The 25,276-nt window shown below is 74.9% G+C and carries 23 protein-coding genes; 9 read left to right on the top strand and 14 right to left on the bottom strand.

The window, feature by feature from the left end; translation table 11 throughout:
- Window positions 1-113: 113 nt before the first annotated feature.
- Window positions 114-1,115, top strand: coding sequence for a Gfo/Idh/MocA family protein (locus tag OO47_RS25010; protein ID WP_030219754.1), 1,002 nt, complete (start codon window positions 114-116; stop codon window positions 1,113-1,115).
- Window positions 1,116-1,210: 95 nt separating this feature from the next.
- Here the strand turns inward: OO47_RS25010 and OO47_RS25005 are convergent, their stop codons facing one another.
- Window positions 1,211-1,882, bottom strand: a complete 672-nt coding sequence (locus OO47_RS25005) for a response regulator transcription factor (RefSeq protein ID WP_030219751.1) — start codon at window positions 1,880-1,882, stop codon at window positions 1,211-1,213.
- Window positions 1,879-3,090: a sensor histidine kinase gene (locus tag OO47_RS25000; protein ID WP_030219748.1), complete on the bottom strand. Its 1,212-nt coding sequence runs from the start codon at window positions 3,088-3,090 to the stop codon at window positions 1,879-1,881. Before OO47_RS25000 ends, OO47_RS25005 begins: the two co-directional genes overlap by 4 nt.
- Window positions 3,091-3,236: 146 nt before the next feature.
- On the opposite strand from OO47_RS25000, the gene OO47_RS24995 reads away from it, so the two are divergent.
- Window positions 3,237-3,458, top strand: a complete 222-nt coding sequence (locus tag OO47_RS24995; protein ID WP_030219746.1) for a hypothetical protein — start codon at window positions 3,237-3,239, stop codon at window positions 3,456-3,458.
- 401 nt (window positions 3,459-3,859) lie between these two features.
- Here OO47_RS24995 and OO47_RS24990 read toward each other — a convergent pair whose 3' ends face one another.
- Both OO47_RS24990 and OO47_RS24985 read right to left on the bottom strand, forming a co-directional pair.
- Complete coding sequence (locus OO47_RS24990; protein WP_030219743.1) at window positions 3,860-4,819, bottom strand: DMT family transporter; 960 nt, start codon at window positions 4,817-4,819, stop codon at window positions 3,860-3,862.
- Window positions 4,820-4,960: 141 nt separating this feature from the next.
- On the bottom strand, window positions 4,961-5,569 hold the full coding sequence (locus OO47_RS24985) for a dihydrofolate reductase family protein (protein WP_030219740.1): 609 nt from the start codon (window positions 5,567-5,569) through the stop codon (window positions 4,961-4,963).
- Between the two features lie 174 nt (window positions 5,570-5,743).
- On the opposite strand from OO47_RS24985, the gene OO47_RS24980 reads away from it, so the two are divergent.
- On the top strand, window positions 5,744-6,484 hold the full coding sequence (locus OO47_RS24980; protein ID WP_030219738.1) for an SDR family NAD(P)-dependent oxidoreductase: 741 nt from the start codon (window positions 5,744-5,746) through the stop codon (window positions 6,482-6,484).
- A 244-nt stretch (window positions 6,485-6,728) separates the two neighbouring features.
- Here OO47_RS24980 and alc read toward each other — a convergent pair whose 3' ends face one another.
- Window positions 6,729-7,847 carry an allantoicase gene (gene alc, locus OO47_RS24975; RefSeq protein ID WP_030219736.1) on the bottom strand — a complete coding sequence of 373 codons (1,119 nt, stop codon included), beginning with the start codon at window positions 7,845-7,847 and terminating at the stop codon, window positions 6,729-6,731.
- Window positions 7,848-7,850: 3 nt separating this feature from the next.
- Window positions 7,851-9,185, bottom strand: coding sequence for an allantoinase AllB (allB, locus tag OO47_RS24970; protein ID WP_030219734.1), 1,335 nt, complete (start codon window positions 9,183-9,185; stop codon window positions 7,851-7,853).
- Window positions 9,186-9,543: 358 nt separating this feature from the next.
- Here allB and OO47_RS24965 point away from each other — a divergent pair, with 358 nt between their 5' ends.
- On the top strand, window positions 9,544-10,350 hold the full coding sequence (locus OO47_RS24965) for an IclR family transcriptional regulator (protein WP_030219732.1): 807 nt from the start codon (window positions 9,544-9,546) through the stop codon (window positions 10,348-10,350).
- Between the two features lie 70 nt (window positions 10,351-10,420).
- Here the strand turns inward: OO47_RS24965 and OO47_RS24960 are convergent, their stop codons facing one another.
- Together OO47_RS24960 and OO47_RS24955 are read right to left on the bottom strand one after the other, a co-directional pair.
- A complete protein-coding gene (locus OO47_RS24960) occupies window positions 10,421-11,101 on the bottom strand; it encodes an ABC transporter ATP-binding protein (RefSeq protein WP_030219730.1) in 681 nt (226 codons plus the stop codon).
- 60 nt (window positions 11,102-11,161) lie between these two features.
- Window positions 11,162-12,241, bottom strand: coding sequence for an ABC transporter permease (locus tag OO47_RS24955; RefSeq protein ID WP_030219728.1), 1,080 nt, complete (start codon window positions 12,239-12,241; stop codon window positions 11,162-11,164).
- A 112-nt stretch (window positions 12,242-12,353) separates the two neighbouring features.
- Here OO47_RS24955 and OO47_RS24950 point away from each other — a divergent pair, with 112 nt between their 5' ends.
- Window positions 12,354-13,616: a sensor histidine kinase gene (locus tag OO47_RS24950; RefSeq protein WP_078489899.1), complete on the top strand. Its 1,263-nt coding sequence runs from the start codon at window positions 12,354-12,356 to the stop codon at window positions 13,614-13,616.
- A complete protein-coding gene (locus OO47_RS24945) occupies window positions 13,613-14,239 on the top strand; it encodes a response regulator (protein WP_030219725.1) in 627 nt (208 codons plus the stop codon). Before OO47_RS24950 ends, OO47_RS24945 begins: the two co-directional genes overlap by 4 nt.
- 33 nt (window positions 14,240-14,272) lie before the next feature.
- Here OO47_RS24945 and OO47_RS24940 read toward each other — a convergent pair whose 3' ends face one another.
- A complete protein-coding gene (locus OO47_RS24940) occupies window positions 14,273-14,599 on the bottom strand; it encodes a DUF5955 family protein (protein ID WP_030219720.1) in 327 nt (108 codons plus the stop codon).
- A gap of 216 nt (window positions 14,600-14,815) precedes the next feature.
- Here OO47_RS24940 and OO47_RS24935 point away from each other — a divergent pair, with 216 nt between their 5' ends.
- Together OO47_RS24935 and aceB are read left to right on the top strand one after the other, a co-directional pair.
- Window positions 14,816-15,454, top strand: a complete 639-nt coding sequence (locus tag OO47_RS24935) for a nucleotidyltransferase family protein (protein WP_030219717.1) — start codon at window positions 14,816-14,818, stop codon at window positions 15,452-15,454.
- Window positions 15,455-15,733: 279 nt separating this feature from the next.
- Window positions 15,734-17,356: a malate synthase A gene (aceB, locus tag OO47_RS24930; RefSeq protein ID WP_030219714.1), complete on the top strand. Its 1,623-nt coding sequence runs from the start codon at window positions 15,734-15,736 to the stop codon at window positions 17,354-17,356.
- A 132-nt stretch (window positions 17,357-17,488) separates the two neighbouring features.
- Here the strand turns inward: aceB and OO47_RS24925 are convergent, their stop codons facing one another.
- Window positions 17,489-19,285, bottom strand: coding sequence for a hypothetical protein (locus tag OO47_RS24925; RefSeq protein WP_030219710.1), 1,797 nt, complete (start codon window positions 19,283-19,285; stop codon window positions 17,489-17,491).
- An 83-nt stretch (window positions 19,286-19,368) separates the two neighbouring features.
- The gene (locus OO47_RS24920; RefSeq protein WP_030219707.1) at window positions 19,369-20,340 is read right to left on the bottom strand and encodes a fibronectin type III domain-containing protein; all 972 of its coding nucleotides are present in this window, start codon (window positions 20,338-20,340) and stop codon (window positions 19,369-19,371) included.
- A 226-nt stretch (window positions 20,341-20,566) separates the two neighbouring features.
- Between OO47_RS24920 and OO47_RS24915 the strand changes: the two genes are divergently transcribed.
- Entirely contained in the window at window positions 20,567-21,226 is a 660-nt protein-coding gene (locus tag OO47_RS24915) for a hypothetical protein (RefSeq protein ID WP_030219703.1), read from the top strand.
- Window positions 21,227-21,248: 22 nt separating this feature from the next.
- Here the strand turns inward: OO47_RS24915 and OO47_RS24910 are convergent, their stop codons facing one another.
- From OO47_RS24910 to OO47_RS24900, 3 genes are all read right to left on the bottom strand, one after another.
- Window positions 21,249-21,887, bottom strand: a complete 639-nt coding sequence (locus OO47_RS24910; protein ID WP_267883714.1) for an aspartate/glutamate racemase family protein — start codon at window positions 21,885-21,887, stop codon at window positions 21,249-21,251.
- Between the two features lie 218 nt (window positions 21,888-22,105).
- Window positions 22,106-23,554: a nucleobase:cation symporter-2 family protein gene (locus tag OO47_RS24905; RefSeq protein WP_030219699.1), complete on the bottom strand. Its 1,449-nt coding sequence runs from the start codon at window positions 23,552-23,554 to the stop codon at window positions 22,106-22,108.
- 327 nt (window positions 23,555-23,881) lie between these two features.
- Window positions 23,882-25,273, bottom strand: coding sequence for an 8-oxoguanine deaminase (locus OO47_RS24900; protein ID WP_030219696.1), 1,392 nt, complete (start codon window positions 25,271-25,273; stop codon window positions 23,882-23,884).
- Between the last annotated feature and the right edge of the window lie 3 nt (window positions 25,274-25,276).

The raw sequence follows: 25,276 nt of genomic DNA, 5'->3' as shown, positions 1-25,276 counted from the left end.
CCGCGGGGGGACGGGAAGGCGACCGCGGGGGCGGCGGGAGGGCGCGGGAAGGCACGGTGTCCACCGTTCTGACCTGCCTTGACAGGGGGTGTGCGCGCCCCCACGGTGGGGCCATGCGCATCGGACTCATCGGTACGGGACGGATCGGGAGCTTCCACGCGGGGGTGCTGGCCCGCCACCCGGAGGTCGGGTCCCTGGTCGTCGCGGACGCGGACCCCGCGCGGGCGGCCGGGGTCGCGGAGGCGCTGGGGGCGGAGGCGGCGCCGGACGTGGACGCGCTGCTCGGGAGCGCCCCGGACGCGGTGGTGATCGCCTCGGCGACGGCGGCGCACGCGGAGCTGATCGCCCGGGCCGCCGGGGCGGGCCTGCCGGCCTTCTGCGAGAAGCCGATCGCGCTCGACGTGCCGGGGACGCTCGCCGCGCTCGACGCGGTGACGGCGGCCGGCACGGAGCTCCAGCTGGGGTTCATGCGCCGTTTCGACGCCGGGTACCGGGCGGCCCGCGAGGCGGTGCGGTCGGGGCGGCTCGGCCGGCTGCACACCGTACGGGCGGTGACCTCCGACCCGGAGCCGCCGCCCGCCGCGTACCTGCCGCTCTCCGGCGGCCTCTTCCGCGACTGCCTGGTGCACGACTTCGACGCGGTGCGCTGGGTGACCGGGCGCGAGGTCGCCGAGGTGTACGCGGCGGGCTCGGACGCGGGTCCGGCGGCGTTCCGGGAGGCGGGGGACGTGTCCTCGGCCGCCGCGCTCCTCACCCTGGACGACGGCACGCTGGTGACGGCGACCGCGACCCGGTGCAACGGCGCCGGGTACGACGTGCGGATGGAGCTGGCGGGCGAGCGGGGCCAGATCGGGGTGGGCCTGGACGACCGCACCCCGCTCACCTCCGTGGAGCCGCAGGGGCCGCCCGCACCGGAGAAGCCGTGGCCCGGCTTCCTGGAGCGGTTCGCCCCGGCGTACGAGGCGGAGCTGGACGCCTTCGTGCGGCTCGTGCGCGGCGCGGCCCCGAATCCGTGCGACGGGCGCGAGGCCCTGGCGGCGCTGCGGGTCGCGGAGGCGTGCGAACGCTCGCGGCGGGAGGGGCGGCCGGTGCGGGTGGAGGCGGCCTCCGGCTGACACGCCGGGGGTGCGCACGCGTTGCGGGGGCGCTGCCCGGGGGTGCGCCCGCACCGCGGAGACGCTGCCCGGGGTGCGCCCGTCGCCGGGGCGCTCTACGCGCCGTCCTCCCCGTCCAGGAGGCCCGCGTCGTGGACGAGGAGGGCGATCTGGACGCGGTTGTTGAGGCCGAGCTTGGCCAGGATCCGGGAGACGTACGTCTTGACGGTCGGCACGCTCATGTACAGCTCGGTGGCGATCTCCGCGTTGGAGCGGCCGTGGCCGACGGCGACGGCCACCTGCCGTTCGCGGTCGGCGAGTGCGGCGAGGCGGTCGGCCGCCGTGGTGCGCCGGGGCTGCTCCGGTCGTCCCGCGACGTGGGTCATGAGCTGGCGGGTGACGGCCGGGGACAGGACGGGGTCCCCGGCGGCGACCCGGCGGACGGCGGCGACGATCTCGGCGGGCGGGGTGTCCTTGAGGACGAAGCCGGCGGCACCGGCCCGCAGGGCGCGCAGGACCTGCTCGTCGGCGTGGAAGGTGGTGAGGACGACGACCTCGGGGGCGCCGGGCCGGGCGCGCAGGAGTTCGGTGGCGGTGAGGCCGTCGACGTGGGGCATCCGGATGTCCATGAGGACGACGTCGGGGGCGTGCCGGGCGACGAGTTCGGGGACGTCCCGGCCGTCGGAGCCCTCGCCGACGATGTCGAGGTCGTCGTCTCCGCCGAGCATGAGGGTGAGGCCCGCGCGGACCAGGGGGTCGTCGTCGACGATGATCAGCCGGATGGTCATGGGGGCCACGGTAGCCAGGCGCGCAGGGCGAAGCCGCCGTCGGGGGCCGGGCCGTGTTCGAGGCGGCCGCCGGCGAGGGCGGTGCGCTCGGTGAGCCCGATGAGGCCCTGGCCGGAGCCGGGGACGTGCGGGACGGGTCCGGCGGGGGCCGGGTTGTGGACGCCGACGGTGAGCCCCTCGCCGGGGCGGCCGCGGACGGTGACGGTGACGGGGGTGCCGGGGGCGTGCTTGCGGGCGTTGGTGAGGCCTTCCTGCGCGATGCGGTAGACGGTGCGGCCGGTGGCGGCGGGGACCGCGTCCGGGTCGTCGACGGTGGTGTCGAGGACGACCTCGGCCCCGGCCTCGCGGGACTCCTCGACCAGCGCGGGGAGGGTGGCGAGGGTGGGCTGGGGCCGGTTCCCCTCGCCCTCCTCGTCGGGCGCGCGCAGCACGCCGATGATCTCGCGGAGGTCCTGGAGGGCCTCGTGGGCGCTGTCGCGGATGACGCCGGCGGCGCGGGCGATCTGTTCGGGCGGGGCGTCGGGCCGGAACTCCAGGGCCCCGGCGTGCACGCTGAGCAGGGTGAGGCGGTGGGCGAGGACGTCGTGCATCTCGCGGGCGATGGCCTCGCGGGCGAGCCGCTGGGCCTGGGCGGCGCGCAGTTCCGCCTCGGCCTCGGCGCGGCGGGCGCGCTCCCTGAGGGCCTCGACGAGCTGGCGCCGGGAGCGGACGAGCATCCCCCAGGCGGTGACGAGCAGGACGAGGACGAAGCCCAGGACGAGGGAGAGCGTGCGGCTGGTGGTGGGGTCGGGGCGGAGGAAGACCTGGACGACCGAGGTGGCGACGGCGAGCGCGCAGATCCAGGCGACCTCCCGGAAGGGTCGGCGTACGGCGACGCTGAACAGGCTCGCGAGGAGGGCGCCGGCGGCGACCGGCGCCACCACGTTCGCCAGGGAGAGTCCGATCGCGAGCCCGACCGGCCACCGGCGGCGCAGCCAGAGCGCGCAGCAGGCGAGCCCGCCGGTGAGCTGGTCGAAGAGGGTGACGGGCTCGCTGGTGTACTGCGCGCTGGTGTCGGCGGCGACGAGCCCGACGAGGGCGGCGAGCAGGAAGAGCGAGGTGTCCACGATCCAGTCGCGGACGGTGCGGCGGGGCCGCGCCGCCCCGCTCCCGCCCGGTTCGACCAGATGGGAGGGGAGCAGCCGGCGCTGCCGGTCCGTGCGGGTCATGTCCGCAATGTACGCAGCCGGGGGCGTCCGGCGGGGGTGCGGACGGCCGGGTCGCTACCGAAGTCGCGGAGGTCGGTACTTCGGTAGCGGCGGGTGTGGACCGGGGTCGGACGCGGCCGCTCCCCCGCCCCGGCCATGATCGGGACATGAAGAGATTCCTGGAGACGGTCGGGGCCGTGATCGCCCTGGCCGGTGTGTGCGGGGTGGTCCGCGAGCTGACGGACGGCTGGTTCCGGTTCATGGGCCTGACCCGGTTCCTGACGGAGAACGTGTGGTTCCTGGAGGGGCGGGAGCTGTTCGCGAACATCGTGATAGCGGTGCTCGGCGGGGTGGTCCTGATCGTCTCGGACCGGGTGCCGAAGTCCTGACCACGGGGGTCGGGCGCCGGCGGAGTCCAGGCGGGTGACCTCGGCCAGGTGGTCCGCCGTCCGGTGCGCGGCGGAACCGCTCGTCCAGAGGCCGGCTCCGGCGACCGCGAAGGGGAGGGAGCCGCCGAGGAGGGCGACGGGACCGGGCCGGTCGCGCGACTCGACGCAGTCCTCCTGGTGGACGTACTCGCTGGTGAGGAGGGAGGGGCAGGGGCTGCCGCCGTCGCTCTGCTCGTACGGGGTGACGAGGAGGACGGCGCACCGGATCCAGAGGAGGCCGGCGACGGCGAGCAGGCCGGTCCCCCAGCCCTGGGTGCGGCGGGCGCGGGCCCTGAACTCGTCGGTGTGGACGAGGGAACGCGTGGACGGGGGCCGTGTCGACGGGGACGTGAACGGAGAACCTACCGGTCGTCCTCGTCCGCCCCGCCGGGGCGGCCGGCCCCGTTGGCGGCGCGGCGGCCCCAGGCGGTGCCCGCCAGGACGAGGACCGCACCCGCGAGGCCGAGGGCGCCGGGCCGGTCGCCGGCCAGGGCGATGCCCGCGGCGGCGGCCCAGAGGGGTTCGGTGCCGAGGAGGAGGCTGACCCGGGACGGGGAGGTGCGGCGGACGGCCCACATCTGCACGAAGAAGGCGAAGAGCGTGCAGAAGACGGAGAGGAAGAGCAGCCCGGCCCACTCGCGCGGACCGAAGCCGAGGGCGACGGTCCAGGGGGAGGCGCCGGTGCCGGGGAAGAGGGCGAGGACGGCGAACACGGCGACGGCCGAGCCGAGTTGGACGGTGGTGAGGGAGAGCGAGTCGGCCGAGCGGACCGCCTTGATCCGGGACATGGCCAGGACGTGGACGGTACGGGCGAGGGCGGCGAGCAGCATGAGCAGGTCGCCGGCGGAGGGGGCGGTGAAGCCGCCGCTCTGGGTGAGCAGGACGACGCCCGCGACGGAGAGCGCGGCGGCGGCGAGGAAGGCGCGCGTCGGGCGCACGCCGGTGACGGCGGCCTCGGCGAGCGGGGCGAGGATCATGGTGAGGCTGATGATCAGGCCCGCGTTGGTGGCGGAGGTGTGGACGACGCCATAGGTCTCCAGGAGGAAGATCCCGCCGAGGATGAGCCCGAGGGTGCCGGCGCCGCGCCACTGGGCGGCGGTCAGGGCGCGGAGCCTGGTCCATCCGGCGGCGACGAGGACGGGCAGCACCACCGCGAACCGCAGGACGAGGACGGCGACGACCGTGTGGGTGGTGGTGATGCCCTTCGCCGCGAGGTAGCTGGTGCCCCAGAAGGCGGCGACGAGCAGGACGGGCAGGTCGGTGAGCCAGGCGCGGCGCGGGGCGCCGAGGGGCAGGGGGGCGGCGAACGACGGAGCCGACATCGGGGCCGTTCCTCCAACTCTCTGGACGGGGTGGAGGCTTCGGCGGCTCGCACGCGGAGGGATCACCGTACCCGGAGCGGCCCGTGGTGGCTACACCTTTCCACGGCCGCCGCCATGGCCGCCCCGCGTCCCCGCGCCCGCTCAGTAACTGCCGTACGAAGGCCGTCCTTCGAGCTCGTGCGTGTGGATGGCGACGCCCGCGGCGGTGGTGCGCGTCCCTGCGGGGCGGAAGGCGGTGGGACGGACGCCGTCGGTGAAGAGGCGGCGGCCCGTGCCGAGGACGACGGGGAAGACGAGCAGGTGGAGGGTGTCGATGAGGTCGTGGTCGAGGAGGGTGCGGGCGAGGCCGGCGCTGCCGTGCATCTGGATCTCGCCGTCGAGCCGCTCCTTGAGGCCGGCGACCTCCTGGGCGGCGTCGCCGCGGAGCAGGGTGGTCCCGGCCCAGTCGGCCTCGGTGAGGGTGCTGCTGACGACGTACTTGGGAAGGCCGTTCAGCTTGGCCGCGACCGGGTTCTCCGGGTCGGTCCGCTTCGGCCAGTAGCCGGCGAAGATGTCGTAGGTGCGGCGGCCGAGGAGGAAGGCGGTCGGCCGGGCGAAGACCTCGTCCATGAAGCGTCCGAAGTCCTCGTCGCCGTACGGCACGGACCAGCCGCCGTGTGCGAAGCCGTCGCCGCGGTCCTCGTCGGGGCCGCCGGGCGCCTGGACGACGCCGTCGAGGGTGAGGAACTGGGTGAGGCTGAGGGTGGCCATGGCGGGTGTCCTTTCCGTTCTCCGGACCATCGTGTTCCGAAAGCTCCGACCGCGCCGCCGGGCGGAACTCATCGGTCCGCCGGAGGGGTCGGCGTCCGATTGCCGCCAGCGTCCGCCCGCTCCCCCGACTTTCATTGAACCCGCAACCACTCAGTGCTTCGACGGAGGTTCGGGATGTCCACGATGAACGGCACGGCGGTCCTGGTGACGGGCGGCAGCAGGGGGATCGGCGCGGCGACGGCGGTACGGCTCGCCCGGGAGGGCGCGGACGTGGCCTTCACCTACGTACGGGGCGAGGCGCGGGCCGCCGAGGTCGCGGCGCGGATCGAGGCGGCGGGCCGGAAGGCGCTGCCGCTGCGGGCCGACGCGGCCGACCCCGGGGACGCGGCGGGCGCGGTCGCGTGGGCGGCGGACGCCCTGGGCCGGCTCGACGTCCTGGTGAACAACGCGGGCGTCGGGGTCCTCGGCCCGCTGGAGTCGCTGACCCTCGCGGACGTGGACCGGGTCCTCGCGGTGAACGTCCGGGCGGTCTTCCTCGCCTCGCAGGCGGCGGCGGGCCGGCTGCCCGACGGCGGCCGGATCGTCACGATCGGCAGCTGCATGACCCAGCGGGTGCCGGGCCCCGGCGGGACCCTGTACACGATGAGCAAGACCGCCCTGACGGGCCTGACCAAGGCGCTCGCCCGCGAGCTGGGCGGCCGGGGCATCACGGCGAACCTGGTCCACCCCGGTCCGGTCGACACCGACATGAACCCGGCGGACGGACCGTTCGCGGAGGGCCAGACGGCCCTCACGGCCCTCGGCCGCTTCGGCACCCCGGACGAGGTGGCGTCGATGGTCGCCTTCCTGGCGGGCCCGGAGGGGCGGTACGTGACGGGGGCGGAGTTCTCGGTGGACGGCGGGCACGCGGCGTGACCGCCGGCGGGCGGCCCCGGCACGGGCGGGGCTCCCCGGGACGGGGGCTCCCCGGCGCCTGAGGTCCTGTGGGGGCGGAGGCCCCGCGGGGAGGCGATGTGCGAGGGCGCACCGGTGCTGTCGGGCCGGTGCGCCCCCGGGGGCCGGGCGGGGTGTCGTGTCCCGCTCGGGTCGTGGGGGCCGGGCGGGTCGCCCGGCCGGGGGGCTGGGCCGGGGCGCCCTGTCGGCGGGGCGCCCCGGGAGGTCAGCCGCCCAGTTCCTGGTGGCGGGCGGTCAGCCGCGCCGCGCCGGCCTCCGTGAGGGAGCCGAAGAGGCGGAGGCGGGAGATGCCGCCGTCCGGGTAGATGTCGATCCGGACGCGGGAGCCGACCGCCGGGGCGTCCAGGACGAAGCGGTGGTTGGTGTCGGGCTGGAGGCGGGTCCGGGGCAGGACCTCGGTCCACTCCTCGGAGCCCTCGGCCGCGACGGAGAGGGCGGCCCAGCCGGCGCTGTTGCCCTTGAGGTAGGCGGTGTCGATCTCGACGGCCCGGATCTCGGACTCGGCGACCAGGGCGTAGCGGATCCAGTCGTTGCCCTTGTCGCGGCGGCGGCGGGTCTCCCAGCCGTCGTCCATCTTGTGGGAGCGGCCGGGCTGGATGGTGTTGGTGGCCGGGGAGTAGAAGCGGTCGGAGGCGTCCTCGACCCGGCCGCCGTTCTCCAGGGCCGCGAGGTCGAAGGTGCCGAGGACGCCGAGCCAGGCCGGGTCGGGGGCGACCTCTCCGTACACGCGGAGGCGGGCGATGCCGCCGTCGGGGTGCTGGTTGACGCGCAGGTGCGTGAAGCGCTGCTCGACGTCGACGGCGAAGCCGTTGGCGGCGTGGCCGCCGACGGCGGTGCGCGGGACGAGCACCGTCCACTTCACGTCGTCGGCGAGGAGGTCCTCGGGCGAGGGCGAGCCGGCGACGGACGCGGCCTCGACGGAGACGGCCTGCGGGTAGTTGCCGCGGAAGTGGGCGGTGTCGACGACGATGCCGCGGATCACGCCGGGCGCGCCGAGCCGTACGAGGGCCCAGTCGTGGTCGTCCTCGGTGGGGTGCGGCTCCTGGGCGGAGACGCCGCGGCGGCGGCGGGTCTCCCAGCCGTCCATGATCTTGCCCTTGTGGCCGAAGTGCTCGGGGTCGAACTCGGCGGCACCGGGCTTGAGCAGGTTCTCGCGCTCCGCGAAGAACTCGTCGTTGGCCGCGATCACGCCCGCGCCGAGACGCCGGTCCGCGAGGTCCGCGTGCTGGGTGAAGGGGAAGTCGGCCGTGCGGTAGTCGGCGTACGGGTCGCCGCCGCCGTAGGGGCTGGCGTCGCCGGTGAAGGAGGGTATGCCGGTGCTCACGGGTCAGTTGTTCCTTTCGAGGAGGCGGCCGGAGGGCTCGGCGAGGACGCCGCGGTCGGCGATCCGCTCGCCGCGCAGCCAGGTGGAGGTGACGACGCCGTGCAGGGTCCGGCCCGCGTAGGCGGTGATCCGGTTGCGGTGCTGGAGCTCGGCCGGGTCGACGGTGAAGGTCGCCTCGGGGTCGAGGACGGCGAAGTCGGCGTCGCGGCCGGCCTCGATGGCGCCCTTGCGGTCGAGTCCGGCGAGCCGGGCGGGGCCGGTGGACATCCAGCGGACGACGTCCGTCAGGTCGTGGCCGCGGCGGCGGGCCTCGGTCCAGACGGCGGGCAGGCCGAGCTGGAGGGAGGAGATCCCGCCCCAGGCGGAGGCGAAGTCGGGGGTCTTGAGGTCGGCGGTGGACGGCGAGTGGTCGGAGACGACGCAGTCGATCGTGCCGTCCGCGAGCCCCTGCCACAGCGCGTCCTGGTTGGCGGCCTCGCGGATCGGCGGGCAGCACTTGAACTCGGTGGCGCCGTCCGGGATCTCCTCGGCGGTGAGGGTGAGGAAGTGCGGACAGGACTCGACGGTGACCTTCACGCCCTCGGCCTTGGCGGCGGCGAGGGCCGGCAGGGCGTCGGAGGAGGAGAGGTGCAGGACGTGGACGCGGGCGTCGAGCCGGCGGGCCTGGTTGATCAGGTTCTCGATGGCCGTGTTCTCGGCGTCCCGGGGCCGGGAGGCGAGGAAGTCGGCGTACGCGCCGCCTGACCGCTGGGGCGCGGCGGCGAGGTGGTGCGGGTCCTCGGCGTGCACGATCATCAGGCCGCCGAAGCCGGAGATCTCGGCGAGGGAGGTCGCCAGCTGCTCCTGGTCGAGCTCGGGGAACTCCTCGACGCCGGAGGGCGACAGGAAGCACTTGAAGCCGAAGACGCCGGCGTCGTGCAGCGGGCGCAGGTCCTTGACGTTGTCGGGCAGGGCGCCGCCCCAGAAGCCGACGTCGATGTGGGCCTTGGCGCGGGCGACGTCCTGCTTGACGCGCAGGTTCTCCACGGTGGTGGTGGGCGGCAGCGAGTTGAGCGGCATGTCGAGCAGGGTGGTGATGCCGCCGGCGGCGGCCGCGCGGGTGGCGGTCCAGAAGCCCTCCCACTCGGTGCGGCCGGGGTCGTTCACGTGCACGTGGGTGTCGACGAGGCCGGGCAGGACGACGTCGTCGCCGACGTCCTCCAGCCGGGCGCCGGCCGGCACCTCCGCGTCGTGGGGCAGCACGGCCGCGATCGTCCCGCCGGAGACGGCGATCGACGCCGGGCGCGTCCCCTCGGGGGTGATGACGCGCGTCGAGCGCAGGACCAGGTCGATGTCCACCCGTACCCCTTCTTCCACTGCTCCTGGGAGGAGCCGTCCCTGCTCGGGGCGGTCTCCACGGAGAAATTCAACGAACTGTTGAAGGAGTCTTCACTTCCGGACGACATGTCGTCAAGGGCACACTTCCAGCATCGGCGGCCATCGGGCCCGCCTTGGATGTTTCCACGAAGTGGAATGTAAATTTCGTACAGTAGAACGTAGCTCCGCACAGGGGGGGCAGCCCCGGACCGCTCCGGACCTCCGTCGACACCGGACAAACACCCCCTGACCGGCGCCGACGCCGGGACCGGGGCCGTGTGCCCCGGCCGGTGGCCCGGTAGGCTGCTGCCTTGCCCGCCCGCCCCGAAAGGACCGTGACGTGCCGACGTCCAGCGCCAGCACCACCGACGCCGCCAAACCCGCCGCGAGCGGGGGCGTCCAGTCCCTTGAGCGCGCCTTCGACCTCCTGGAGCGGATGGCCGACGCCGGGGGCGAGGTCGGGCTGAGCGAGCTCTCCGCCAGCAGCGGGCTGCCGCTCCCCACCATCCACCGCCTGATGCGCACCCTGGTCGCCTGCGGCTACGTGCGCCAGCAGCCCAACCGGCGGTACGCGCTCGGCCCCCGGCTCATCCGGCTCGGCGAGTCCGCCGCCCGCCTCCTCGGCACCTGGGCCCGGCCGTACCTCGCCCGGCTGGTCGAGGAGACCGGCGAGACCGCGAACATGGCCCTGCTCGACGGCGACGAGATCGTGTACGTGGCGCAGGTGCCGTCCAAGCACTCGATGCGCATGTTCACCGAGGTCGGCCGGCGGGTCCTGCCGCACTCGACCGGCGTCGGCAAGGCGCTCCTCGCGCACACCCCGCCGGAGGAGGTGCGCGCGCTGCTCGCCCGCACCGGCATGCCGGCCGCGACCGAGAAGACGATCACCACGCCCGAGGGCTTCCTCGACGCGCTCGTGGCGGTCCGCGAGGCGGGGTACGCGGTCGACGACAACGAGCAGGAGATAGGGGTCCGCTGCCTCGCGGTCTCCGTGCCGGACTCCCCCACCGCCGCCGCCATCTCCATCTCGGGCCCGGCGGGCCGGGTCACCGAGGCGGCCACGGAGAAGATCGTCCCGATCCTCCAGGAAGTGGCGCGCGACCTGTCGGCCGCGCTGGCGAACACGGCGGGCAACGGCCAGGCCTGAACCGCACTCGTGCGCGAGGGCGCCCGGAACCTCCGTGGTTCCGGGCGCCCTCGCGCGTGAAGGGCCGGCGTCACGCCGGTACGGCCTCCGAGAGCCGCCCGTCCCGGACCGCGACCGTGCGGTCCGCCCGGGACAGATGGGTCCGGTCGTGGGTGACCAGGACCGTCGCCGTGCCCCGCTCCCCCGCCAGGCGGGCGAGGAGGTCCATGACCGCCGCCCCCCGCTCGTGGTCGAGGGCGCTGGTCGGCTCGTCCACCAGGAGGACGGACGGCTCGTTCACCAGGGCCCGCGCGATGTTGACGCGCTGCCGCTGGCCGCCCGAAAGGCGGTGCGGCCGACGTCCGGCCAGGTCCGCGAGGCCCACCGCGTCGAGCAGTTCCAGGGCCCGGCCCCGTACCGCCTTCGGGGAACGGCCCGACAGGTGGGCCATCACCTGCAGCTGCTCCACCGCGCTCAGCGAGGGCAGCAGGTTGGGCTGCTGGAAGACGATCCCGATGTGCTCGCGCCGCAGCTCCGCCCGGCCGGCCGGGGTGAGCGCCCCCGTGTCCGTACCGGCGACGAGGACCCGACCCCGGTCCGGGGTGACGAGGGTGGCGGCCACCGCGAGCAGGCTGGACTTGCCGGAACCGGAGGGTCCGACGACCGCCGTGAGGGACCCGGCGGGGACGGCGAGGGAGACGGAGTCGAGGGCGGTGATCCGGCCGTCGCCGTCGGGATAGGTGAGGGTGACGGCGTCGAGGACGAGGCTCATCGGGTGCTCCGGTGGATGGCGAGGGGGTTCATCGGGCGCTGCCTTGCGTGGCGGGGTGGCTCACCGGGCGCTGCCCAGGGCCGTGAGGGGGTCGACGGCGGTGATCCGCCGGACGGACAGGGTCGCGCCGAGCACGCCGAGCACGGCGATGACGGCGGCCGGACCGAGGACGGTGAGCGGCTCCAGGACGAAGGGCACGTCCCCGCCGCCGATCAGGGCGCCGATGCCGACCGCGAGCCCGGTGCCGAGCAGGGTGCCCGCGACGAGCACGAGGACGGCCTGCCCGAGGGCGTCCTTGAGGAGGTACGGGGTGGAGGCGCCGAGCGCCTTGAGGACGGCGACGTCACCGGCGCGCTGGATGGTCCAGACGGTGAAGAAGGCCCCGATGACCAGCGCGGAGATCGCGAAGAGGAAGCCGCGCATGAGCTGGAGGGAGCCGTTCTCCGCCTGGTGGGAGCCGATGGCGGCGAGGGCGTCCCCGACGGTCCGCGCCTCGGTGCCGAGGGCCGCGTCACCGGCCGCCCAGTCGGTCCCGCCGTCCCCGCGCAGGGCGATGACGGTGGCCTGCTCCCGCGCGGCGGTGCCGCTCCGGTCGACCTTCCGCCAGTCGTCCAGGGAGGTCCACACGACGGGGGTGTGGCTGTACGAGGCGTCGCCGGAGACGGCCGCGACGACGACCTCCAGGGGGCCGAGGCGGACCGTGTCCCCGGCGTCCGCGCCCAGTTCCTCGGCCGCCGGCTCCGACAGGACCGCCTTCCCGTCGGCGACGGGCGCGGGCGCGAGCCCGGACCCCGGCTCCGTACCGAAGGCGGAGACGGAGGCGGTGCGGTCGCCCGCGGTGGCTCCGAGGGTGCGGATGCCGAGCGGCTCCGCGTCCGTCACCCCGGGCCGCCGCGCCCACGCCCGCCACTGTTCCTCCGTCACCGCCGAGTCGGTGAAGGAGGCCGAACGCCCGGACGGCGGCGCCGCGAAGGCCAGCCGGTCGGCGGGCAGCCCGGTGATCGCGGAGACGTTCTCCCGCGCGAGTCCGGCGGTCAGCCCGGACAGCAGCCCCACGAGCAGGGTGATCAGGACGACCACCGCACCCATGAGGGCGAACCGCCCCTTGGCGAATCCCATGTCTCTCCATGCCACGAACATGCCGCCCAGCATGGTCCGCGCACCCCCTCGCGGGCATCGCGCGGCGGATGGCCCCGCAATCGAACTTTCGGTTGAGCCGGGTCACCCGCCCGCTGTCTAACCTGGAGGAACCATGGCTCCCGACTCCCCCCTCCACCCCTCCTCCCGCCGCCCCGCCCGTCGCTCCCTCACCCCCGCCCCGCTCGTGCTGCGCCTCTGTCTGCACCTGCTCATGGCGGGCCTGCTCGTCCTGGCGGCGGTGCGGGCGCACTCGGCCGCCGGGACGGTGGCGGCGGCGGTGACGGGGGCGGTCTACGCGGCGGGGTCGTACCTGCCGGCGGTACGGACCTCCCGGCGGGCGGCCGGCGCTTGGCTGGGGATCCTGGGCGCGTCCTGGCTGGTGATGCTCTGGCTGACGCCGGAGGCGCTCTGGGTGGCGTTCCCGCTGTACTTCCTCCAGCTGCACCTGCTGCCCGTCCGCTGGTCGCTGCCGGCCGTGGCGCTCACGGCGGGCGCGGCGATCCTCTCGTACGTGGGGCACGGCGCCGCGCTCAACCCGGGGGTCTTCATCGGTCCGCTGCTCGGCGCGGCGGTCGCGGTGGCGACGGTCCTCGGCTACCAGGCGCTGTACCGGGAGAGCGAGCGGCGGCGCCGGCTCATCGAGGAGCTGGTCGCGACGCGGGCGGAGCTGGCGGCGGCGGAGCGGCACGCGGGGACGCTGGCCGAGCGGGAACGGCTCGCGCGGGAGATCCACGACACGCTCGCGCAGGGCCTGTCCTCGATCCAGCTGCTGCTGCGGGCGGCCGAGCGGGCGCTGCCGCCGGGCTCCCCCGCCGCCGGGCACATCGAGCGGGCGCGCCGGGCCGCGCAGGACAACCTGGCGGAGGCGCGGCGCTTCGTCCGGGCCCTGACGCCGTCGGACCTGGAGCACGGCTCGCTGGCGGCGGCCCTGGAACGCCTGTGCGAGCCGGGGGCGGGGCCGTACGGGCCGGGAACGGGTACGCACGGGCCGGGGACGGGCCCCCGGGTCCGGTTCTCGGTGAGCGGGACGCCGGTGGAGCTGCCGACCCCGTACGAGGTGGCGCTGCTGCGGATCGCGCAGTCGGCCCTCGCGAACACGGTGCGGCACGCCTCGGCCTCGCGCGCGGAGATCACCCTGTCGTTCATGGACGCGTCGGTGACCCTGGACGTGGTCGACGACGGGGAGGGCTTCGAGCCCGGTTCCGTGCGCCCCTCGTCCGAGGGCGGCTTCGGGCTTCCGGCGATGCGGTCGCGGGCGGAGTCGCTCGGCGGCACGTTCACCGTCGAGTCCGCGCCGGGCCAGGGCACCGCCGTCGCCGTCTCCCTTCCGCTGTCCCCCGAGGACCGCTCCCCCACCACCGGAGGTTCCGCATGACCGTCCGCCTTCTGCTCGCCGACGACCATCCGGTGGTACGGGCGGGCCTGCGCGCGGTCCTGGACACCGAGCCGGACTTCGCGGTCGTCGCGGAGGCCGCCACCGCCGAGCGCGCGGTGGAGCTGGCCGCCGCCGGGGGCGTGGACGTGGTCCTGATGGACCTCCAGTTCGGCGCGGGGATGCACGGTTCGGAGGCGACGGCGGCGATCACGGCGGCGCCGGGCGGGCCGAAGGTGCTGGTCCTGACGACGTACGACACGGACGCGGACATCCTGGCGGCGGTGGAGGCGGGCGCCTGCGGCTACCTCCTGAAGGACGCGCCGCCGGAGGAGCTGGCGGCGGCGGTGCGGACGGCGGCGGCCGGGCAGTCGGCGCTCGCGCCGGCGGTGGCGCACCGGTTGATGGACCGGATGCGGACCCCTGCGGAGGCGCTGACCAAGCGCGAGCTGGAGGTGCTCCAACTGGTCGGCGAGGGCCTGTCGAACGCGCAGATCAGCAAGGCGCTGTTCCTGAGCCAGGCGACGGTGAAGTCCCATCTGGTCCACGTCTTCGCGAAGCTGGGCGTGGACTCCCGTACGGCGGCGGTGGCGGCGGCGACGGCCCGGCGGCTGATCAGACGGTAGGCACCCGGGACCGGGCCGCCGCTCGACGACCCCTCAGTTCTCCGTACCGCGCTCCGGCGGCGCGCCGAACAGCTCGACGGCCCGGCGGACCCCCGCGAGGGCGTCCGCGAGCGCGCTGACGGAGCCGACGCAGCCCGCGACGATCAGCAGGGAGCGGCGCAGCCGCCGTACCTCCGGAGCGCCGCCGAGCGCCATGGCGTCCAGCGCCGCGAGCTCTCCCTCGGCGATCTCCCGGTCCGTCAACTCGGCTCGGTGCGAGGCGAGTTCGCGCCGGAGGCGGGACACGGCCGACCTCAGTTCGGTCACCCTGGGGTCCACGCCCTCGATGCCCACCGGCCTCTGCTCCACGCTTCGCAACATGGTTCTCCCCCTCGCACGACACCGTGCGCAGAACTCCACACCACTCCACACCCCGAGCACGCGGAACGCCCCGGACCGCCCCCTCCGGACGACTCCGGACGGCGGTCGGGCGCCGCGAGTCGGGCCAGTTAACTCCTTCGCCACCCCTCGCGCCACCCCCCGCAAGGCTGATTCGGGCAACCGTGTGTTTCCGTCCGGATGCGGTATGCAGTCTCCATGACGACTCCGGAAGACCGAACCGACCCGTTCCCCTCCGACCGCTCCCCCGTCGTGGCCGGTCTGCTGCTCGCCGCCGGGGGCGGACGGCGACTCGGAGGCCGGCCCAAGGCGCTCCTCGCGCATCGGGGCCGCCCCCTGGTGGAGCACGCGGTGGGGGTGCTGCGGGCGGCCGGGTGCGAGGTGGTGCACGTGGTGCTCGGGGCGTCGGCGGACGCCGTGCGGGAGCGGGCGGAGCTGCCCGGGTGCGTCCTGGTGGACAACCCGGAGTGGGAGGCGGGGATGGGCTCCTCGCTCCGGGCCGGGCTCGCGTCGCTCGCCGCCGACCCGCGCGGGGTGGACGCGGCGCTCGTGTCCCTGGTCGACCAGCCGGGGATCGGGGCGGAGGCGGTGGCCCGGGTCCGGGCGGCGTACGGCTCGCGGGACTCGCTCGCGGCGGCCTCGTACGACGGGCGGCGGGGCCATCCGGTGCTGTTCGGCGCCGGGCACTGGGCGGGCGTCGCGGAGACGGCGGTGGGCGACCGGGGCGCGCGGGACTACCTGGCGGCGCACCGGGACGCGATCACGCCGGTGGACTGCTCGGACGTGGCGGAGCCCTACGACATCGACACGGAGGCGGATCTGTCACGCCTGGAGTGAGCCCGGAGCGAGCATTGCGGAAGGGGCGCTTCCGGGTGGGCGACCGGGAGTGAGCGGCCTGGCACTGAGCGCCGCTTTCTGTCGATCCGGAGAATCTCGACATCAACAAACCATTGAACTTCCACCATGAGGAAACTAGTATCCACTGTTCAGAAGCGCCTGCTACTCCAGACGGCGCTCGCGGCCGTATCTCGGCTCCGGTGGCACTCCGTGCCGTCCCGTGACGCCCGGCGGCCGCCTGGCACCGCCCGCGAAGTCCGCTGAAGGAAGTGACAGTTCATGTCCGCACCAGCGCCGTCCCCCCTGGCCGTCGTCGATGCCGAGCCCCTGCCGCGCCAGGAAGAGGTACTCACCGAGGCCGCCCTGGCCTTCGTCGCCGAACTGCACCGCCGGTTCACCCCGCGCCGGGACGAGCTCCTCGCCCGCCGGGCGGAGCGCCGCGCCGAGATCGCCCGCACGTCCACCCTGGACTTCCTCCCGGAGACCGCCGCGATCCGCGCCGACGACTCCTGGAAGGTCGCGCCGGCCCCGGCGGCCCTGAACGACCGCCGGGTCGAGATCACCGGCCCCACCGACCGCAAGATGACGATCAACGCGCTCAACTCCGGCGCGAAGGTGTGGCTCGCGGACTTCGAGGACGCCTCGGCGCCGACCTGGGAGAACGTGGTCCTGGGCCAGCTCAACCTGATCGACGCGTACACCCGGAACATCGACTTCACGGACCCGCGCTCCGGCAAGTCGTACGCCCTCAAGCCCGCCGAGGAGCTGGCCACGGTCGTCATGCGGCCGCGCGGCTGGCACCTGGAGGAGCGCCACCTCACCTTCGAGGGACGGCCCGTCCCCGGCGCGCTCGTCGACTTCGGCCTGTACTTCTTCCACAACGCCCGGCGCCTGATCGACCTCGGCAAGGGCCCGTACTTCTACCTGCCGAAGACGGAGTCGCACCTGGAGGCCCGCCTCTGGAACGAGATCTTCGTCTTCGCCCAGGACTACGTCGGCATCCCGCAGGGCACCGTCCGCGCCACGGTCCTCATCGAGACCATCACGGCCGCGTACGAGATGGAGGAGATCCTCTACGAGCTCCGCGACCACGCCGCCGGCCTGAACGCGGGCCGCTGGGACTACCTCTTCTCCATCGTCAAGAACTTCCGCGACGGCGGCGCCAAGTTCGTCCTGCCGGACCGCAACGCGGTCACGATGACGGCCCCGTTCATGCGCGCGTACACCGAACTCCTCGTGCGCACCTGCCACAAGCGCGGCGCGCACGCGATCGGCGGCATGGCGGCCTTCATCCCGTCCCGCAGGGACGCCGAGGTCAACAAGGTCGCGTTCGAGAAGGTCAAGGCCGACAAGGACCGCGAGGCCGGCGACGGCTTCGACGGCTCCTGGGTCGCCCACCCCGACCTGGTGCCGATCGCGATGGCCTCCTTCGACGCCGTCCTCGGCGAGAAGCCGAACCAGAAGGACCGCCTGCGCGAGGACGTCTCCGTCGCGGCCGGCGACCTGATCGCAATCGACTCGCTCGACGCGAAGCCCACCTACGACGGCCTGCGCAACGCCGTCCAGGTCGGCATCCGCTACATCGAGGCGTGGCTGCGCGGCCTCGGCGCCGTCGCCATCTTCAACCTGATGGAGGACGCGGCCACCGCCGAGATCTCCCGCTCCCAGATCTGGCAGTGGATCAACGCGGGCGTCGTCTTCGAGAACGGCGAGACGGCCACCCCGGAGCTGGCCCGCCGGGTCGCCGCCGAGGAACTGGCCGCGATCCGCGCCGAGATCGGCGAGGAGGCCTTCACCGCCGGAAAGTGGCAGCAGGCCCACGACCTGCTGCTCCACGTCTCCCTCGACGCGGACTACGCGGACTTCCTGACCCTCCCGGCGTACGAGCAGCTGGTCGGCTGACTCGGTCGTACGGTCGCCCCGTACCGCTGATCCGGCTGCCCGCACAGTCGTCGGACGGCGTTCAGGACGGGCCCCGCCCCGGTGTCGCACAGCACCGGGAGCGGGGCCCGTCCCTTTTCCCGCTCCCCCGCGTCACGGCAGGGCGATGCCGAGCGGTCCGAGGACGCGTTCCGCCTCGTGGCGGTCGGCCCCGGCCATCGCGCGGACCAGGGCGGCGGAGCCGCCGGGCCAGGCGGCGGCCGTCTCGTCGAAGGCGGCGCGGCGGGACTCCAGGGGCCCCTTCTTGGCGGGCAGCGCGTCGAGGACGTGCAGGGCCCGGGCCGAGGTCGGCACCTGGACCGGGTCGGCCTCCTCGCCGCGGTCCTCCAGGGCCCGGAGGGCGTACGCGCCGAGCACCGGGTCGCGGAGGGCGGCGCGCAGCGCCCCGGGCGGGGCGGTGGTGGTGTCCAGGACGGTGAAGAGCCCCCGGGTGGCGGCCGCTTCGGAGGTGCCGGCGTGGACGGTGCCGAGGGCGTCGAGGAGTCGGGACCAGGCGTGGGCGGTGTCCACGCGCGCGTGGAGCCAGTCGGCGAGCACGCGCGCGGCGACGGGCGCGGGCCAGCTCCCGGCGGCGGCGACCAGGACGGGCGCGGGCCAGGCCGCGGCCTCGGCGGCGTCGGGCGCGGCGACCCCGCGCACGCCGAGCAGGTAGCGCACGGCGCCGGCGCCGCGCGGGGTGAGCCCGAAGGCGTCGCCGGTGCGGAAGACCAGGCCGGTGGCGGCGAGCCGGTCGAGGACGGCGGCCAGGTCCCGGGCGGGCCCTTCGAGCCGGGCGCGGTCGGCCTCGTTCAGCTCCGGGGTGCCCAGGAGCCGGACGAGCTCCGGCACGGGCGGGACCGCGTACGCCTCGGGCGCGTCGTCCGGCACCGGGACGGGCAGGTCCTCCAGGGCGGGGTCGACGGTCCAGTCCTCGTACTCGGCGGCCTTGCGGGCGACGGACTCGGCGGAGCAGCCGCGCTGGTAGACCACGTAGAGGAGGTGCGGGGCCTCGCCCCCGTACGGTTCGAACTCCTCCTCGGCGAGCTCCTCGACGGCGGCGAGGAGGGCGTCCGCGTCCTCCTCGGCGGACCCGGGTCCGATCGCGGGCGGCGGGGGCACGGGAGCGGCGGGGTCGCCGTGGTGGTCGAGGTGCTCGTCCAGGAGGGCGTCGGCCAGGACGAGGTGGGGGAAGGCGTCGGGCCCGGGGGCGTAGTGGGCGTAGGGGCCGGCGAGCTGTTCGGCGAGGCCGGCGGCGGTCCACCGGTCCTGGAGGGCGGTGGCCACCCGTCCGATGCCGGTCGCGACGGCGTGGTCCGTGAGCAGCGGCCCGACGGGCGGCGGCGCCTCGGCGTCCCGTACGTACGCGCGCGTGAGGGCCTCGGTGAGCAGGACGTCCGCGAGGGCGGTCCGCCCCATGAGGTCCGCCCGGCGCACGCCGTCGGGCAGGGGCGCGCCGTCGAGGGCGGCGAGCCTGCGCCGTACGTCCTCGGCGTCGGTGAGGTCGGCGCCGCAGGTGTGCAGGAGGGAGGCGTACCAGCGGTGCCAGGTGAGGTTGCCGGGATCGTGCATGGCCCGTTCGAAGTCGGTCCCGGCGTCCGCGACCACTCCGGCGACCCGCTCGGCGCGGTCCCCGTCGAAGCGGGCGGCGAGCGCCCCGAGCACGGCGGGGTAGAGCGCGAGCTCGCCGGGCGGCACGTACACGAACGACGGCAGGTCCTCCACGAGGAGCTGCCGCGTCAGCTCGGGCGTCGGCTCGGGCAGCCCCGTCCCCCGGTCGGCCCCTCGGAGCGCGAGGAGCCCGAGCACCGCCTCGGCGGCCCGCGCGAACGCGGGGTCGTGGTGCTCGGGCGCTCCGCCGACGAGTTCGAGGAACCTGTCGAGCCCGGTGTTGGTGAGAACGGTCTCGGCCACGCTTCCCAGGGTAGTTCCGGGCGGGCGGTTCAGGGCTGCAAGGAGCGGGCGGCAGGTGTGTCGCCGCAGTTCGGGGCCGGGGTTCAGCGCACGGTGACCGTCCTCGGGGCCGAGAAGTCGCCCCAGGTGCCGTCGGGGAGGCGGGCGCGGAGGGTGAGGGTGTAGCGGGTGCCCGGGGGGTCGGTGACCGGGAAGGTGTAGGTGGCGCGGCCGGGGGGCGGTGCGGTGCCCCAGACGATGGTGGTGGCGAAGCGGCCGTTGAGGTGGAGTTCGTGGTGGGTGACCGGGGCGCCCGTCTTCGGCGGGGTCCAGGTGAGGGTGATCTCGCCGCCCTTCGCGGCGGTGGCGGCGAGGTCGGTGGGGGCGGTGTTCGGGGGTGCGCCGGGGGCCGGGGCGGTGGTGAGGTCGACCGTGTTGCTGTCCGGGGAGGAGTTCTCGGCGGCGTCGCGGGCGCGGACGGTGAACGCGTAGGCGGTGCCGGGGCGCAGGCCGGTGAGACGGGTGCCGGTGGTGGTGCCCGGGACCGTGTGGACGCGGGTGTCGGCCTGGTAGACGTCGTACGCGGTGACCTGGGTGTCGTCCCGGGCCGGGGTCCAGCGGAGGGTGGCGGCGCGGCTGCCGTCGGGGGTGGCGCGGAGGCCGGTCGGGGCGGTGGGGGGCGTGCGGTCCTTGGCGGCGGCCGGGAGGGTGGTGGCGGCGACGGCGGCGCTGGGGGGCGAGGCGTTGCCGGCGGCGTCGCGGGCGCGGACGGTGAAGCGGTGGGGGGTGGCCGGGGCGAGGCCGACGACGTCGGTCATGAGGGTGGTGGCGGGGAGGTCCTTGACCTTGCGGCCGTCGAGGTGGACCTCGTAGCCGGTGACGGCGCGGTCGTCGGTGGCCGCGCTCCACATGACGTGCACGGTGGTGGAGCTGCCCGAGGTGGCGGTGACTCCGGTGGGCGCGGTGGGGGCGCTGGTGTCCTTCGGCTCGGCACCGGCGGCCGAGCAGGCGGTGAGGGCGAGCGCGAGGAGCGCCGCCAGGGCGGTCGAGCGGCGTGGGGGGAACGGGCGTTGCACGGTACGGCCTCCGTCCGTGGGAAAGGTCCAGACCTATATCGCACAGTCGGAACGGGCTCGACAAGGGGGCGGCGTCGATGAAGGGGCGCCGCCGAAGAAGTCGATGAAGAGGCGGTGCCGAAGAAAAGGCGGTGCCGGCGAAGAGGCGGTGCCGGTGGCGGGGCGTTGTCAGTGGGGTGCGCTTCACTGGGATCGTCACTCTCCGTAGTCGAGTTCTGGGGGAAACATGACGGACCGTACGACCTATGTGTCGCTCGCCGGAATGCGCGGGCGCGGCTGGACCGACGCGATGGTCCGGGACCTGCTCGGCACGCCCGACGTGCAGGGGCGCGACCCGCGCCGCTGGTCCCTCGCGCCCGTGCGGCTCTATCTGCTCGCCCGGGTGGAGACCGTGGAGCGGACGCCCGAGTTCGCCGAGGCGGCGGCGCTCTCGCGGGCCCGCTCCTCGGCCACCGGGGCGTACGCCGAGCGGCGGCGGGCCGCCGTCCTCACCGCGATCCGCACGGAGCCGATCGAGGTGCCCCGGCTGCCCGGCCCCGAGCTGGAGCGCCGCGCCGTCCGCCACCGGCACCTGCTGGGGGCCCGGAGCCCGGGGACGCCCGGACCGGACGGCAAGGCTGGGATGCGGACGGCCGGGGCGCCCGGACCGGACGGCAAGGGCACGGCGCGGACGGCCGGGGCGCCCGCCGGGTCGCTCGTACGGTGGCAGGTGAGCTATCTGCGGCATGCCCTCGCGCGGTACGAGACGCTGCTCGACGGCCTGTACGGCGAAACCGGACGCGGCGAGGCCGAACGGCTGCTGCGCAGGCGCCTGTACGAGGCGATCGGCGCCGCGTATCCGTCCCTGGCGCGGGAGTGCCGGCGCCGGATCGCGGTGGAGGGGTGAGCGGGGCGGGCGCCTTCCGTCGTCACTCCGTCAGGAGGCGGGCCAGCGACCGGCAGGCGGCCGGGATCGGGGCGACGATCCGGACCGCGCACCGGGTCCTGAGCTCCTCGGCCGCCTCGCCGAGCGGGCCGCCGCCGATGACGACGGTGCGGGCCCCGTCGCGTTCCGCGCAGGCGCGGACCGCCCGCTCCAGGCGGTCGAGGAGCGCCGCCGGGTCGGCGGAGAGGCGTTCGGGGGCGCCGGCGGTGAGCCGCAGGCCCGTGTACCGGTCGGAGAGCCCGAGTTCCGCCACCCGGGCGGTGATGGGGTCGGCCAGGAGCGGGGTGGTGGTGGCGATGCCGAACGGGGCGCCGTCGGCGGCCGCTTCCAGGAGCGCCGCCTCGCCGAGGCCGGCCACGGGGAGTCCGGTCGCCTCGCGCAGGGCGTCCAGGCCCGGGTCCCCGAAGGCGGCGACGAGGAGGGCGGCGCAGCCGCCGCCGGCGGTGGCGGCGGCTCCCGCGGCGAGGACCTCGGGGGTGGCGGCGCGCAGCGCGGCGAGGTCGGTGAGCATGCGCGGCCCCCGGGCGACGGTCACGCCCCGGACGGGGTGGGCGGGTCCCAGGGCGCGCCTGGCGATGGCGGTCATCATCGCGGTGGTGGTGGCGGAGGTGTTGGGGTTGATCAGGACGACGGTCCCGGGCCTGGTGCCGGTGCCGGTTCCGTTGCCGATGCCGCTCCTGGCCCCGCTCCCGGTCCCGGTCCCGGCCCTGGCGCCGGTCCCGGTGCCGGTTCCGGTCCCCGTGGCGCTCCCGGTCGTTCCCGGGGGCGCCGTGCGCGCGGCGGCCCCGGGCCCCGCCGTGGGGGCGGGGGCCGGGGCGGCCGGGGGGACGGGGTGCGGGTTCAGTGGACGTGCGCCGCCTTCGCGGTGCGGCTGCCGGAGATCTCCTCGCCGGGCTCCATCGGCGCGGTGACCTCGTCGTCGTCCCGGCGCCGGCCCAGGTGGTTGAAGACCACGTTGAGCAGGACGGCGGCGACGCAGCCGGTCGAGATGCCGGAGTCCAGGATGATCTTCGCGGTCTCCGGGAAGGCGTGGTAGAACTCCGGCGCCGTGATCGGGATGATGCCGACGGCCAGCGAGACGGCCACGATCAGGACGTTGTTGTCCTTCTCCAGGCCGGCCTTGACGAGGGTCTGGATGCCGCTGGCGGCGACCGAGCCGAAGAGGACGACGCCCGCGCCGCCGAGGACCGGACGGGGCACGACCGAGATGAGCGAGGCGGCGACCGGCGAGAGGCCCATGAGGACCAGGAAGCCGCCGCCGCAGGCGACGACGAAGCGGCTGCGGATCCGGGTCATGGCGACCAGGCCGATGTTCTGGGCGAAGGCGCTGCACATGAAGCCGTTGAAGAGGGGGCTGATCGCGGAGCCGAGGGTGTCGGCGCGCAGTCCGGCGGCGATGGTCTTCTCGTCGGCGGGCCGCTCCACGATCTCGCCGAGCGCCAGCATGTCGGCGGTCGACTCGGTCATGGAGACCAGCATGACCACGCACATGGAGATGATCGCGGCGAGGGCGAACTGCGGGGCGCCGAAGTGGAAGGGGGACGGGAAGCCGACGATGTCCGCCTCGGTCACCGGGGAGAAGTCGGTGACGCCGAACGGGATGGCGATGAGGGTGCCGATGACGAGGCCGACCAGGACGGCGATCTGCTTGAGGAAGCCGCGGGTGAAGCGGCGCAGGAGCAGGACGACGACGAGGGTGATGCCGGCGAGGGAGAGGAAGGTCGTCGAACCGTAGTCCTTCGCCTGGGGGTTGGGTCCCTGGGCCCAGCCGAACGCGACCGGGAGGAGGGACACGCCTATGAGGGTGATGACGGTGCCGGTGACGACCGGCGGGAAGAACCGGACGAGCCGGGAGAACCAGGGGGCGGCGAGGAAGCCGAGGAGTCCGGCGACGATGATCGCGCCGAAGATCACGGGGAGCGCGTCGGCCTTGTCGTCGGTGGTGTCGACGATCGCGAGCATCGGGGCGACGCCGGCGAAGGTGACGCCGTTGACGAACGGCAGGCGGGCGCCGATCTTCCAGACGCCCAGGGTCTGGAGGAAGGTGGCGAGGCCGGCGGTGAAGAGGCTGGCGCCGGTGAGGAAGGTGAGTTCGGTGCCGGAGAGGCCGACGGCCGCTCCGACGATCAGGGGCGGCGCGACGACGCCCGCGTACATGGCGGCCACGTGCTGGAGACCGCTGGTGAGCATCTTCACTGGGGGCAGCGTCTCGTCGACCGGATGCTTCTCGCGGTCTTCGGGGGCGGAGCCTGCGTCTTGTGCATTGCGAACCTGGGGCTTGGATGCCACGGCGGTTCCTCCGGTCGGTTACACGTCGGCGGCGACGCGGGTGTCTGGGAGGTGGTGCGATGCGGTGCGGGGTGCGGGAGGTGCGGCTCGTCGCGGGGAGGGGCCTCGGGAGGCCGGGTGGTGCGGCCGCGGAGGCGGCGGCGCGGGCGGGGTGCCCGGTGGGGGTGCGGACGGGGTGCCCGGTGGGGGTGCGGGCGGTGTCACCGTTCCGGGAGGTGCCGTAGGTCTTCTGCGTACGGCACCTCCCGGTCGGCTGCCGCGGATCCCGCTCGGATCCGCGGCGACCGGCCGAGGGCCGTCCCCCTCGGCCGGACTCCGTGGGGAGGGTCAGGCCTGGGCCGCGATGCGGGCCAGGCGCTGCGCCTCCGTGCGCGCGTCGCGCGCGATGGTGTCCTCGTCGACGGTGAGCAGCCGGTCGTTCTCGACGATCTGCCTGCCGTTGACGAAGGAGGCCGTGACCGGGGCCGCCGCGCCGAAGACGATGGCGGTGACCGGGTCGGCGATGGTGGAGTGGCCGAGGCCGTCGATCTTCCAGAGGACGAAGTCGGCGAGCTTGCCGGCTTCGAGGGAGCCGATGCTGTCGGCGCGGCCGAGGACCTGCGCACCGCCGTGGGTGCCGAGGCGCAGGGCCTGGCGGGCGTTGAGCGCGGCCTCGCGGTGGGCGCCGAGGCGGTTGATGAGGAGCGCGTTGCGCAGCTCGGTGTGGAGCTCGCCCGACTCGTTGGAGGCGGTGCCGTCGACGCCGAGGCCGACGGGGACGCCCGCCGCGAGCATGTCCGGTACGCGGGCGATGCCGGCGGCGAGGCGCGCGTTGGAGGACGGGCAGTGCGCCACACCGGTCTTCGTCCGGGCGAAGGCGGCGATGTCGGAGTCGTTCATGTGGACGCAGTGCGCCATCCACACGTCCTCGCCGAGGAAGCCGGTGGACTCGAAGTAGTCCGTCGGGCCCATGCCGAAGAGCTCGTGGCAGAACTTCTCCTCCTCCACGGTCTCCGAGCCGTGGGTGTGCATGCGCACGCCCAGCCGGCGGCCGAGCGCCGCGCCCTCGCGGAGCAGCTCGGTGGAGATGGAGAAGGGGGAACAGGGGGCGACGGCGACCTGGGTCATCGCGTCGAAGGAGGCGTCGTGGTACCGCTTCACGGTCTCCTCGGTCGCGGCGAGCGCGCCCTCGGTGGTCTCGACGGCGAAGTCCGGCGGCAGGCCGCCGTCCTTCTCGCTGCGGTCCATGGAGCCGCGGGCGAGGGTGAAGCGGACGCCCATCTCGGAGGCGGCTCCGATGATGGCGCCGGAGAGGTCGCCGGAGTTCACCGGGTAGACGTAGTGGTGGTCCATGGCGGTGGTGACGCCGCCGCGGGCCATCATCGCCAGCGAGCCCCGGGCGGCGGCGCGGACCATCTGCTCGTCGATGCGGGCCCAGGTCGGGTAGAGCGCCACCAGCCAGTTGAAGAGGTTGTGGTCGGTGGCCAGGCCGCGTGTGATCCACTGGTAGAAGTGGTGGTGGGTGTTGACCAGGCCGGGCGTGACCAGGTGGCCGGTGGCGTCGATGCGCCGGACCACGTTCTCCAGGCCCTCGGGGGCCTTGCCGGCGCCGATGGACTCGATCTTGTTGTCGGCGACGACGAGGTACCCGGAGGCGTACTCGGTGTCGTTCGCGTCGACGGTCGCGATCGCCGCGTTCTCGACGACGATCCGTTGGGGGGCTGCCGAAGGTGCTGCCATGGC

This window comes from Streptomyces bikiniensis, assembly GCF_000716625.1.
Taxonomy (GTDB): Bacteria; Actinomycetota; Actinomycetes; order Streptomycetales; family Streptomycetaceae; genus Streptomyces; species Streptomyces bikiniensis.
The sequence above is the reverse complement of the archived record's forward strand: the minus strand, read 5'-3'. Positions and strand labels throughout refer to the sequence as shown.

Bases quoted from the DNA above. Each gene is read 5' to 3' on its own strand.
- OO47_RS25010 (WP_030219754.1), top strand. From the start codon at position 114: ATGCGCATCGGACTCATCGGTACGGGACGGATCGGGAGCTTCCACGCG.
- OO47_RS25005 (WP_030219751.1), bottom strand. From the start codon at position 1,882: ATGACCATCCGGCTGATCATCGTCGACGACGACCCCCTGGTCCGCGCG.
- OO47_RS25000 (WP_030219748.1), bottom strand. From the start codon at position 3,090: ATGACCCGCACGGACCGGCAGCGCCGGCTGCTCCCCTCCCATCTGGTC.
- OO47_RS24995 (WP_030219746.1), top strand. From the start codon at position 3,237: ATGAAGAGATTCCTGGAGACGGTCGGGGCCGTGATCGCCCTGGCCGGT.
- OO47_RS24990 (WP_030219743.1), bottom strand. From the start codon at position 4,819: ATGTCGGCTCCGTCGTTCGCCGCCCCCCTGCCCCTCGGCGCCCCGCGC.
- OO47_RS24985 (WP_030219740.1), bottom strand. From the start codon at position 5,569: ATGGCCACCCTCAGCCTCACCCAGTTCCTCACCCTCGACGGCGTCGTC.
- OO47_RS24980 (WP_030219738.1), top strand. From the start codon at position 5,744: ATGTCCACGATGAACGGCACGGCGGTCCTGGTGACGGGCGGCAGCAGG.
- OO47_RS24960 (WP_030219730.1), bottom strand. From the start codon at position 11,101: ATGAGCCTCGTCCTCGACGCCGTCACCCTCACCTATCCCGACGGCGAC.
- OO47_RS24955 (WP_030219728.1), bottom strand. From the start codon at position 12,241: ATGTTCGTGGCATGGAGAGACATGGGATTCGCCAAGGGGCGGTTCGCC.
- OO47_RS24950 (WP_078489899.1), top strand. From the start codon at position 12,354: ATGGCTCCCGACTCCCCCCTCCACCCCTCCTCCCGCCGCCCCGCCCGT.
- OO47_RS24945 (WP_030219725.1), top strand. From the start codon at position 13,613: ATGACCGTCCGCCTTCTGCTCGCCGACGACCATCCGGTGGTACGGGCG.
- OO47_RS24940 (WP_030219720.1), bottom strand. From the start codon at position 14,599: ATGTTGCGAAGCGTGGAGCAGAGGCCGGTGGGCATCGAGGGCGTGGAC.
- OO47_RS24935 (WP_030219717.1), top strand. From the start codon at position 14,816: ATGACGACTCCGGAAGACCGAACCGACCCGTTCCCCTCCGACCGCTCC.
- aceB (WP_030219714.1), top strand. From the start codon at position 15,734: ATGTCCGCACCAGCGCCGTCCCCCCTGGCCGTCGTCGATGCCGAGCCC.
- OO47_RS24915 (WP_030219703.1), top strand. From the start codon at position 20,567: ATGACGGACCGTACGACCTATGTGTCGCTCGCCGGAATGCGCGGGCGC.
- OO47_RS24900 (WP_030219696.1), bottom strand. From the start codon at position 25,273: ATGGCAGCACCTTCGGCAGCCCCCCAACGGATCGTCGTCGAGAACGCG.